The organism is Allobosea sp. NPDC055332, assembly GCF_053645455.1.
Genome location: NZ_JBSHMO010000002.1, coordinates 354,083 through 366,423, shown reverse-complemented (window position 1 = coordinate 366,423; position 12,341 = coordinate 354,083). Strand labels below are relative to the sequence as shown.

Below are 12,341 nucleotides of genomic sequence, written 5' to 3'. Positions count from 1 at the left end.
GAGACTGCGCCTAGAGCCGGATCCGCTCAGATCGCGCTGAAATCTGAGCGGCGCGTGCTCTAGCCCCGAACGCTTTCGTCCGCCCGGCGGATTGGTTCATGCCAGCGCGTGAAGCCGGGATGCTCGGGATGCTCCATCGGGCAGGACTCGTCCGGCAGGCTGGCCTTGCGCGAGGCTGTGCAGCCGCAGGCGCCGCAGACGCGCTGATCGGATTGCGCGCTCAAGGTCACCTTGTAGAGGATGCGGTCAGGCGCGGCCTTCAGGTAAGGGCAGGCATGGCAGGCCGCGTTGCGCCGTTCGAGCACGTCGGGTTCGATGCGCTTGAAACCGCTCGCCGCCCATTTCAGCGCGGCGCTTCCCGCCTTGCGCAGCAATTCGCTGTTCGACAGTTCGACCTGCGGCGCAGCCTGGCTCGTCGGCTGGCTCTCGGCGGCTTTGCCGAACAGCATGGTGAGAAGCTCGGGATGGCCGCGGCTGCGCAACAGATAGGTGGCGTAGCGGTCATCCGCGTGCGCGCGCGTCAGCACCTCGACCGGCACGGCCTCGTCGAGGCCGAGCAGAGCGCCGAGCTGTACCTGCTTGGCATGGGTGTCGCCCGCGGCTTCGAGGCTGCGTAGAATCGGCAGCATGCATTTCTCCCTGGGGTTGGGTGCGCCGGGGGGACCGGCGCACCACGCGGGGTAGGACGTCGCCGCCTCAGATGGCGTGCGTCGCGATGACAACCTTGTTCTGATCCGGGCCGAGCGGCGCGCCATGCACCGACTGCAGGTTCTGCAGCAGCAGCACGTAGTAGCTGTCCGGTTTCAGATCCGAGACCGACAGGTTGACCTGCCGGTCATCGTCAGGGCTGAGCGCAGCAGCGGTGATCGTCGCGGGCGGGCTGAAGGCGTAGTTGGCGATGTCGGTGGCGGTTGCCGGGTCGAGCGCGTCATTGAAGACGACGGTGACCGTGAGGTTGTCCATCGTCGCGAACGCGGTGCCGATCATCAGGTACCGAGCGAAGGCGCCGGCGCAGTCGGGCAGGTTGTCGAAGCTGAAGCCGGCCCAATAGGACTGGATGCGGCAGTCGAGCGTCGGTGCGTCGCACGGATCCTTGCCGTCCGGTAGAGGCGCATCATGCGCTGCCGCGAAATAGCCCTGCACCTGCGCGATGCCGGCCGGCACGAGCTTGGCGAGGATGCTGTCGGGCCAGGCGGTGCGCAGGATGGCGGAGGTCGCCGCATAGTCCCATTCGCAGACGCAGGCCTGGGCCTGGAGCGAGGCCTGCAGGCTGCCCAGGATGAGCGAGAGGCCGTCGAGATACAGGCCCTTGAGGCGGATCAGCCCGCCGCAGAAGAGGATGTATTTCTGCCCCGACGCTTCCCAGGCATAGGCATTGGGCGTGCGGTTGTTCCAGTCGAGGATGCAGACGATGTCGGGATACATCTTCTGGCTCTGCTGGAAGAGATAGAGGATGTTCGCCCGGCCGGTCGTGTTGTTGTTGGGGTTGAACTTGCCGTTCCTGCGCACCGATTTCGCCTGCTCCGGAGTGATGTAACCGGTGGCGTAGTTGGGGATCGGCATTTCGGCCGAGTGATCGGGCACGAAGCCCTTTGGCCAGGACGCAGGACTCTGCACGAAGGCGCGCGATTGCGCGTTGCCATGCTTGGCCTCGTACTCATCGCTGCCCACCGCCATATCCTCGACCTCGTCGGGCGAGGCGTGGAGGGCGTTGCGGTCGTCGCCGAGCTCGTAGAAGACCTGCACTGCATAATCGGCGGTCACTACGCCGTTGCTGTTGATCAGATGGCCGTCGAGCGTGCGCGGATTGAGGCGGCCGGCCATCTCGATGGTCTGCACGGCGGTGTAGTGCGTGCCATGCGTGACGAACTGCACGGCTGCGATCGCGCCGTCGGCGGTGGTGAGCTGGTCGCCGGGAATCAGGAACTGCACCTTCTTGAGATGCTTCGTCCCGTTCATCAGGAAGAGATGGTCGGCGGTGACGAGCAGGTTGCGGTTGGCCTTCTCGCCGGGCATCAAATATTCGACGTAGTACATGTTGGGAATATTGGTTTTATCGATATCGCCGGTGCGATGTTCGACCTTGCTCGGCTTCCAGATGAGGTCGAGGCCGCAGGCGATGATCTCATCGCCCGACTGGATGTCCTGGATCAGCGTGTAGAGACCTTTTTTGACCTCGATCGGCGTGTCCAGCGCGAAGCAGGAGCAGCAGCAATAGCAGGCCTGACCGCCGTTGAGATTGGGATCCCAGGTCAGAACCGGCGTATCGACCGGCAGGCCGCGCTTCGAGCAATGCACATCGCGCGCGAACGAGGTTTTGTAACAGAAATCAGCTGTGCAGGAGACATTGTACGGAGGATCTTCGGATTTGATGTTGTCCAGGCATTTCTGCGTCGGCATTGGGCGATCCTTTCGAAAATTATCGTTAAAGAATGACGGTGCCGGTATAGTAGAAAACGAGCTGGATATTCTTCAGGGCCTCCGGCGAAAGTCCTGTTTGGCTTGTGTTTTTCAATGATGCAGGCGTCTTGCTGAGGTCGAACTGAATTTCGATCGGGTTTGCTGTTGCTTTGGCGACCGTCGGAGCGGTCTGGTGCTGCTGGTCGAAGAAGTAACTCATGTCGTTGGTGGCCGAGAGCGTCACGTCGGCGCTCAACGTGTCGGTCAACTTGACGGTGATGTATTGGCCGGGCACCGAAGCATCGGCGGAGAGCAGGATGTAGAAACCGATGAGCTTGCTCTTCTCGACATGCGGCGGCGTAAAGTCCGGGATGGCAAGGGTCAGAGTCTGGGTCGTCACGCCCGGTCCGATGGAGGCGAAGAGCAACTGCCAGGCGTCGAAGTACATCGAGCGGCAATCGACATAATCGACGCCCGCATAGGGCTTCAGCGCATCGAGGCTCGCAACCTTGCGGCGGAACGCTTCGCCGCCATCGCGCGCGGTGTATTTGACCGTGACGATGACGTCGCCGATGGCCTCGAACGGGATGCGATTGGTCCCCTTCGGCATGCTCAAGCGCCAGCTCGACACCGCGCCGGTGCCCTCGAAGGGCAGATAGCGGCTGTCGTCGAGATTGAGCGCGAAGAGCCCGCTGTCGTTCTGGCCCGAGGAGAGAGTGATTTCCTGATAGTTGCGCCAGTTGCTGCGCATCGCCGTGGCTGGCGGCGTTTTGGCACTGGTGCTGCCGAGCAGGAAGGCGATGGCGTTGAGCCCGGCATCGCCGCTGGTCAGCACCACCTGATTGCTGAGCTGCGTCAGCGTCGCCTTGATGTTCTGATAGGGGCCGACGATGCAGGGGATCGAGACGCTCACCGTCTTGATGACGCGGGCGTAGTGGCCCGGGTAGTCGTAGTCGAACAGTTTCTCCGTGAAGCTGAACAGGCATTCGCCGGTCTGGCGCAGCTTGAGGAGCGCCGTCGGGTCGATGTCGCTCAGCCCGATGGTGCGTTCGATTTCAAGCGGGCGCGAGACATCGAAGGTGCTGGCGCGCATCTGCGCCAGCGCGAGCTGCAGACCGTCCGATGAGGTGACGCCGCGATGGGCGGCGTCCCAGTAGTCGAAGTTCAGGAAGCTGCGGCTGGTGCCATATTCGAACTGGTAGGCCCGCTGCGCGGTCAATGCCAGCTGATAGGCGAGCGTGTAGGTCTGGTACTGCACGCGCGCGATCTGATTGGCCATCCATTGGTAGAGCGCGGTGTTGGTGAATTTGTCCTTGAGGAACTTCGCCCGTTCGGCGTTCTGCTTGATCGTCTGCTCGTGGATGACGAGGTTCTGCTTGGCGATGGCGACGCGGATCTGGTTCGATTTGATCTGATCTTCGAACTGCGCCACATCATAGCCTGCAAGCTTCTCCTGCAGGCCCCAATCCTGGGCGCGCCGCTCGTAGCTCGCCAGCGTCTGCGATTGCTGCGAGATGAAGGTCGAGATTGCGGCACCGATTTCGAAGACGCCCGATGCGGCGTTGAGCGAATTGCCGATCTGTTGACCGCCATAGGTCATGGCGAAGGGCGAGCCGACCTGCGGCACGGCATAGCCGATCGAGGCGGCCGTCTTCGTCACCGTGCTCAAGGTGTTGAACACCAGCGCCGCCAGCATGGCGTCGAGGCTGGCCTGCTCACGCACCGAAAGCCCGGTCTTGGTCAGCGCGGCATAGTAGTTCTGCCGATACTGGGCGCTGGCGAGGCTCTGCTGCAAGGCTTCGCCATTCACCTCCGCGTCGGCGATCTCCTGTTCCTTGACCGTCGTCGTCAGCTTGAGCAGCAGCCCTTCCTGCTGGGTGGTGAGCACGCTGAGCGCCTCGGCATCCTTCTTCTCGAGCGCTGCGAGCAGCGCGGCGTTGAGCCCGGCGAGCTGGCCGACCAGAGCTTCGGCGCGATCGATCAGATAGGCGAAACGGTAGTACGGCACGTTTTCGGCCAAAGCCTGGGCGAGGGCCGAGCCGCCGCCCGCCGCCATAGCCTGGATCAGCAAGGCCGGATCGATCGGCGGCGAGAACAGCGCCAGCGGCACCACCTGGCCGTCGATATTCATGCAATGGCGGATCTTGAACAGGCGATCCTCGGCACGGTCCCAATAGGCCATGAAGTTGGCGTTCTCGGGCACGGCGAAATAGGCGACGATGTCGTTGACCGGCTGGCTCGGGTAACGCTCATTGTCGTGATCGGGATTGAGATAGGGCGTGTTCTCGAGATCGATCAGGAATTGCGGGATCTGGTTGGTCGGATACTCGGCCTTGAGCTCGTTGAAGCTCTTCGGCTCGGGCAGCGGCAGGCGGCCGAGCGAGCGCGGCTTGTCGCCGAGCAGATCCTCGGCCAGCACATAGAGATTGGTCGCTTGCGTGATGGTCTCACGCGTATATTGCGTGAAGAGCATGTCGGCCCAGTCGAGCACCACGTCGACATAGCGCATGACGATCGCCTTGGCGTAGGCGACGGGCCGGATGGCGGCGATCGCATCGGGATCGAATGGGTCGTAATTGTAGCGGCGGATCTGCAGCGGGTCGGTCAGCACCTTGCGGAGCGACGGCTGGTCCATGTCGCGGAACGGGCGGAAGCGCCAATAGCGCTTGGCCGGATCGACGTCATAGATGTCCTCGGCCTCGTTGGGCGGCTGGGTTGGATTGAAGATGTAGTCGAGCCAGGACAGCGCCTCCTCGAAGCGCCCGTTGCCCTGCAGCCTGTCGGCGATCAGGAACGGCGCATGGAAGAATATCTCCCAGAAATACAGGCCGAAGGCGCCGTCGAAATCCATCAGCGCCGAGGGAACGGGGATGACGTTCGGCGGCGGCGTCGTGCCGGGCGGCGGGTAGAAGCGGTTGAACGGGAGCTCGGGGAGGTATTGCGAGCTCAACGTCAGGAGGCGATCGATGCCGCCGGCGAAGAGCCGTGCCTCCAGCGTCGGCATGACGATGGTGTTGAGCCGTACGAAGGAGAATTGCGTACTGGCGAGCGCTTGCGGCTGCGCCGTGTAGGCGCCGGTGGCGATGATCTGGCTGTTGAGCAGATCGGGTTTCCACGGGCGCTGCGTGCGCAGGATCATCTTTGAGATCAGGTTGATGTTCGGCGTTGTCGGCCGCACGAGATAGGCTTCGTCGACATTGTCGAACACGAAGGAGCCGGGCTTGTTGCCGACCGGCATCAACGCCGAGGTCTGCTTGGCGATGTTGAACAGCAGGTCGATGCCCTGGTTGCTCGACGGCGCGCGGTCGGAGTCGAACTGCCCGGGCAGGTTCGTGCCCCAGTAATTGTCCCATAGAATGTTCTTGCTCGGACAGACCGAGAGCCGCGCATACTGGCGGATCAGCTCGGGGCGGTAGGGCTGCGGATTGGCCGCTGCGCTATACAGGTATTCCGGGAACAGCACCTTGGCGGCGCCGCGCGACAGGTCGGCGTCGAGGAAGGCGCAATCGACGATCGGCACGGCGCCGGGGATGTTCTGCTGGGTCGGCTGATACTGCGAGGCCAGCCACAGCCCGTTGTAGACCGAGGTATTGAGCAGGTTCTGCGCGGTGATGAAGCTGTTTTTCGTCGGATTCGGCGTGACCACCTTCGAGCCGTAGGCCAACGGCTTCGAGGTGTCGGTCGGTGGGCTGTAGGCGACGAGGATGTTCTCCTGCCCCTGGTTGCCCGGCACGACGGTGAATTGCGCATCGTTGTAGGAGCCGATCCAGTTTTGATCGACCAGCAGGTTTTCCTGATCCTGGATCAGGATGACGATGTAGGATTCGTTGCCGATAGCGATGGTGTCGCCATAGACGAATTCGTCGAGGAAGCGCGTGCCGTTGCCGCTGACCAGCGGCATGCCGGTCGTGGTCGAGGCCGTGCCGGTGCCGACGAACGGGCGGAAGCGGCCGCCTTGCGTGAAGGCGATGATCTTGTATTCGGCGTCGTCCGCCGCCGACGTCCACGGTTCCGTGACGACGAGCGAGAGGTCGCTGGCCACCGCGCCGACGATGCGCTCCTCGCCGAAGCAGACGATGCGGTCGCCCGGCCGCACTTCGCGGGTGAACTGCGTGCGCGTGCCGTCGACCACGCCGATCCCGGCGGAGATCGAGATCCGCCCGGCGCCGACCAGCCCCTCGCCGGTCGAGACGACATAAGGGAATTGCCAGTAGGTGTTTTCCTTGCGCAGCAGGTCGGCGACGGGGCCGGGATTGCTGATCGTCGGATAGCTCGATGGGTAGGTGTTGATCATTGCCGCGCCGTCGAGCGTCTGCACGCTCGACCAGGCGCCGTTGTTGTAGAACGAGTATTTGAGGGTCGCCTTGTCGATCGTCTCGGTGTTCGAGACCTGGTTGGCGATCGAATTGCTCTTCGCCGTGTCGAATTCCGTCCAGAAGACGAACATCCGCCCGAAAGCATAGACCGGGCTCACCCGATCACCACCGATCGTCAGGTCGATCTTGTACCAGGGGTTCCATTCCACCGCATTGTCGAGTGCGCGGAAATAGAACTCGTAAGGCTGCGTACGCGTGCGGCCGACGATGAACAGCGTGTCCTTCACCTCGCCGCTGCGCTGATCCTTGGTCGAGGCCTGATAGGATCCGACCGGGATCAGATTGCCGAGCACGGCAAGCTGTTTGATGAAATCCTCGAAGGGCGGGACGACATTCGCCTTTGTCGGGTCGTTCTGGAGCAGGTCGTCGGCCAGTTCGCGGAATTGCGGCGTCGCGCCTTGGCGCAGCGAGGGTTCGACGTAGTTTTCCGGATAGACGAAGATCCGCCGGTTCGCCTCCCAGACCCGATAGTTCATGATCCAGGACCACCAGATCGTCGGAATGTCGATCTGCAGAACCCCGGGTTCCATCATCATGCGGCAGCGCTGCATATAGAGCTGCACCGAGGCGATGGCTTGCGCGATCGGCGAGGTGGTCGCGCACGTGCCCATCTCGACGTCGAGCAACAGGAACTTGTAGAGGTCGTTGACGCTGCGCAGGGTCGGATTGCGGGCGTTCATCCACCAGAGCACATTGCCGACCAGCGCATCGCGCGTCAGGCCGTTGATCGCAGCGGTGATGGCGGTGTTCGCCTCGGTCAGCGCATCGCCGGTGAAGCTGGCATTGGCGATGCCGAGCGCCGCCTGCGCGACGTCCTCATAGGCCGCCCACGCGACAGGGTCGATGACACCCGGCGCGGATTCGATCGGCATGTGGCTCGTGCCGACCAGCTTTTTCAGAGTCGGCGTGCCGACGCCGAGCCGCCGCTGCAGATCGAACACGGTCGACAGCCTGGTCAGCCCGGCCATGGTGTCGGCGTCGGTCGGGCTCGCCGCCGGCCAGAAATAGGCGTTCAGCAGGGCGATATCGCTGGCTGACCAGCCGGTCGCGGCAGCCAGAGCCGCGGCCTTCTTCACCGGATCGGTGGTCGGCGTCTGGAAATAGACGATCAGCTGGTCCTGCAGCGCGCCGACGGCGTTGCGCAGGTTTGCGTAGGCGGCGATGGCAGCGATGCCGGCAATGTCGATATTGCTCCAGTCGGCGATGTTGAAATGCGGCGCCCCCTCCGGCGAGGTGACGTAGCCGGTTTCCACCGCGTCGAGCTGGCAGGTTTCGACGATCAATCCGACCCGCGAAATCCAGCCGATGAAGGTGTTGAGAGTCGTTGGCGGCTGCGTGCCGGCGGGGAGGGGAGTCAGGAAGGCGGCGAGATAGTCCGCGAGCGGCGTGATCCGTGATGCGAAAGGCAGCAGCGCCGCGACGCTTCCTGTCGAAAGGCCGAGAAAATCGCTCAAGGCCCGCACCAGACTGGTCACCTGCAGATTGGCGGTCTGCGCAATCGTCTTGATCAGCCCGTCGATACCGGTGCGCGCGGTCAAGAGCGTGGTGCGCACCGCTTGCGTGCAGGCTGTTGGATCGGCATTGCCGGCGAAAATCGGCGCCAGATAGGAAAGCTCGGTGGAAGCGGTGAAGTCCTGCGCCACAGCTGCGATCGTCGCGGTGACGGCAACGAGCGCCGGCGGTTTGGCGGCGAGCAGCGCGGCATAAATCTGCTGGGACTGGGCCGCGTCGATGCCGAGCGTCGCGTCGATGAAACTTGCCGCATCGAAGCCGAATACGGTGGCATTGTCGCCGACTCGCACCGGCAGATAGGCACAGACATCGGCGTAGGTCGCAGCGTAGCGCAACGAGATGCCGATATCGGTGACGAACTTCTGCGCCACGAGATTGTCGAACAGCGCCTGTGCCTGCTCGGTGTTGAGCTGCAGCACCGCCAGCGCCGAGGGCGTCAGATGGGTCGTGGCGGCCGAAACCGCCGTTTCCGCCTGGAAGGAGAGGACGTCGCGAACCGGGTAGGGCGTCGGGAAACTGGGCGAGGCGCCGGTGGTGATGTACTGGATCTCGCCCGCTGAAAAATCGCTGTCCGCGAGCCACCGCGCCATCGTGAACTGGTCGGCCAGCGTGTCGAGCGCGAAGGTGACGGCTCCTTTCGGTGGCAGAAAATAGTCCGGGGCGCCCGGATAATACATCAGCCCGAGGAAGGTCAGATAGGCGTCGATGCTCCAGCCGAGGCGCTGGGCCGTGCTTGCCAGCCGCCACAACCAGGTGAGATTGCCCAGATTGAGGTCCATCACCGTCGGCGTCTGCGCCCCGATGAGGCTTTGGACGTAAATGGCGAGCCGCGTTGTGTCGGCATCGCCAATCTGCAGCGCCGCCCGCAGCCGGCTGCGAATGATGCCGTCGTTGCCGGCGGTATTCGCAATCGTCCATTGCTGCACCGGCGTGCGGAAGGGGTTGAAGGGCGTGGTGCTGGCCGGCAGGTAGGGATCGGCGCCCTGCAGCACCGCGGGAGTGTTTAAGATCAGGTCGAACTGGTCTTGCGGGGTGCGGTCGTCGATCTTGCCGGAGGTCTTGAGCGCGTAGAACAGCCCGGTGACGTCGAGCGCTGTGAGGCTTCCATCACCGGTCAACCCAGCCACCTGGCCGAGCGCAAGTAGGTAGTCTTCGGTGATCTCGGTCGCGCCGGTTGCCGTCATCGCCCATTGCAGGTCAGCGAACGACCAGCCGCAGAGCTTGCCGAGACGGATGAAGCGACTCAGCCGATCGAGCCGCTTCAGGGTCAGCCCGGCGAGGCGATAGGTCGGGTTGCCGGGATCGTTGCAGAAATAGGTGGCGATGCTGGCGGGTTGCTCGCCGGTATCGTTGATGAAGAACCCGTTGGCGCCGCCGGTGTCGCGTTCGGTTTTCGACAGGTTTTGGTCGAGCAACGCGGTCAGTTCCTCGGCGAGCAGCCCGGTGCGTGCCTGGAAGATATCGACGAGGTCGATCCCGTCCATCTTCAGGATGGTGAAGGCTTGCGCGCTGGCGTCGGCGGTCGGCGCCATCTCGATCTCGGCCTGCGTGGTCGAGAGGATGGCGGTGATCGTCCGCGTTTCCGTTCCCACGGTGATCTGGTCGCTGACGCGCAATTCCTTGACGAAATTGGTGCCGGTGCCAGTGATCTGCGTCGAGGTCGTCTGCCAGGAGATCTTGCCGGTGCCGGTGGTCGGCAGAACGTCGGCTATGGTGCCGGTGCGTGGCGCCGGTTGCACCATGTAGCCGACGCCGCCCATCGACGGCCAGGCGGCCGTGACGGTGAGCGTCGTATCGGACGTCACCGTGCCGACGACGAGCGTCGTCGTGCCCACCGCAATCGTGCCGCCATTGGCGTAATCGGTGAGGAATGTCGTGCCGATGCCGGTGACGTCGGTGCCGCCTTTCTCGAACGCGATGCCGCCAGGGCCGACATAGGGAGAAACCGGCTGCGACGCCTTTGGCGTCACCGTATAGGCGAGGTCGGTCGAGATATAAGGGAAAGCAGTATCGACATTCAGCGTCGTGTCCGAGGTGATCGAGACGACGGTGCGTGTCTGGCCGGCCGTGGTGATCTTATCGCCGACGACGATCTGAGTGGTGAAGGCTGTGCCCGCCCCTGTCACGATGGTGTTGTCAGGGTCGATCGACACCGTGCCCTGACCGGCAAAGGGCGGCTTGGGCGGCGCAGCGTTCGGCGCGACGATGTAGTTCTGCGCCGTTTGCGTTGCCCAGACGGCATCCACCGTGGCTTGCGTATCGCTGGCAATGGCGGTCACCTTGCGTGGTACGCCGGCGACGCTGATCCTATCCCCGACCGCCATTTCGCTGGTGAAGCGCGTGCCGATGCCGCCCACCGCCGTCGAGCCGACCAACGTGCCGACCTCGCCGACGCCGGCATAGGGCAGGGGCGTGCGAGGGATATCGTAGCCATAGGCGGCGGTGACGCCGGCGATGCTCGGATCGGGCGTGGTGAAGCGGGACACGTCCGTGACCGACAGATTGAGCGCCTCGCGCGCCACATCCAGCGGCAGCACGTTGCTGGCGCCGCCTCCCGGCACCACCATGCCGCGATAGAGCGCCACGAGCGGCGTGTTCATCAGCGCGAGCGGCTGGCGCAATGCGACGAGCGGCTGCGTGAACGGCAGGTCGAACGGATAAGGCGCGCTGGCGAGGTATTGATACGGATCCTGCCCGCTGCGTGCCTTGATCGAAAAGGCGAGCACGTCGTTGACGAGCGTGAGGGTGGGAATTTCCGTGAATGTGTTGGTCGGGGTCAGCTTGAGCGCGAAAAGATCGGGACGACGCTCTTCCAAGGTGTAGCCCGGCGGGATGGTCCGGACCGGTTCTGTATTGGGATAAGTGATATACTCGTCGATGATCCGCATCGCATCGAAGAAATATGCCGATGGGCTGAAGATCGTCTGACCGGGGTCAGTGTCGAAGTAATTCATATTTCCGAACAGCGCCGTGTAGCTCGGGATGCTCGTGAAATAGTCGACCATGTCACTGGACGCGGTATTGAACTTGGTGCCGCTGTAATAAGGCGAGGCGGCGAGGTCCTTGACGCTGCCATAAAGCTGTAAGGCAGCGGTCTTGAGATGGCCGGCGCGACTATGGACGTCGCGCGCTTTCGTCTGGTCGCCCTTGAACAACTCCTTCGTCGTTTCGACGAAGCGGGCGGGCGACATCGCGGCAACCTTGGCGGCGGAATCGAGCCCGAGCTCCATCAGGCCCTCTGCGGTCTCCGGGGCGCCGGTGAGCCGGTAGCTGCGCTGGAAGGAGCGCAGCGCCTCGAGCGTCTCATGACCGATGGCGGCTTCGAGTGCCGCCTTGCTGGGACGCCGGCTCGCACCGGCTCCCGCCCGTCCGCGGCCCTTGCCAGATTTGGATTTTGTCGGCTTGCCGGCGTCGGGCTTCGCTTGCTGTGCCCGCCTGGCAACGAGCTCGGCCAACGCCGAACGGTCGTGGAAATCAAAAGAGCGCAGGTCTATCCCTGTGGTTTCCTCCAAAAATTTCTTGATCGTTACGTTTTTGACGCGCGCTATCGGGAACGAATCCATGACTGGTCCGCCTCGAATAAATTTAATGGGAAGATATACGTGTGGAATACAGGCAGCGGCGAAGATGCTCGACCGCTGTGCAACTTATGCGTGTGAATTGATAATGACTGAATCCTGCGAATGTCAACGGGGCGAAATTTTTAGGAGCGAATTTTTTTGCGGGTGCGCCTCATTTGGAAAACAAACGCATAAGTATGACAGCGGCATTTCATGCTCGCTGCGATAGGTTGCCGTGTTCGCATGGGATTGGGAGGGCGACAGGTATTGAAGTGATACCCTGGCACCGGCGCAGGATCGCCATCGAGGTGAACTCGGTGCCGTTATCGGAAACGATCGTCTCCGGCCGTTCGCGGTCGAGGGACACGATGCTCCACTTGCCGAGTTGCCGCTTCAGCAATGCCGGAGTGGCGGCCATGGAGCACGGAGGGGCCTTGCCGACGTCGCACATGTCGTCGATATGAAGGTCGATGAGGCCCCGAACGCGCGCTGC

At 63.1% G+C, this 12,341-nt stretch carries 3 protein-coding genes; all 3 read right to left on the bottom strand.

Annotated elements, in window-relative coordinates; genetic code table 11:
- Positions 1–59 precede the first annotated feature (59 nt).
- The 3 genes from ACWIGM_RS10390 to ACWIGM_RS10380 all read right to left on the bottom strand — a co-directional run bounded on the left by ACWIGM_RS10390 (position 60) and on the right by ACWIGM_RS10380 (position 11,743).
- Positions 60–629, bottom strand: coding sequence for a hypothetical protein (locus tag ACWIGM_RS10390; protein WP_454025865.1), 570 nt, complete (start codon positions 627–629; stop codon positions 60–62).
- Between the two features lie 67 nt (positions 630–696).
- The gene (locus ACWIGM_RS10385; protein WP_454025864.1) at positions 697–2,298 is read right to left on the bottom strand and encodes an Ig-like domain-containing domain; all 1,602 of its coding nucleotides are present in this window, start codon (positions 2,296–2,298) and stop codon (positions 697–699) included.
- Positions 2,299–2,425: 127 nt separating this feature from the next.
- Positions 2,426–11,743: a Tc toxin subunit A-related protein gene (locus ACWIGM_RS10380; protein WP_454025863.1), complete on the bottom strand. Its 9,318-nt coding sequence runs from the start codon at positions 11,741–11,743 to the stop codon at positions 2,426–2,428.
- Positions 11,744–12,341 lie beyond the last annotated feature (598 nt).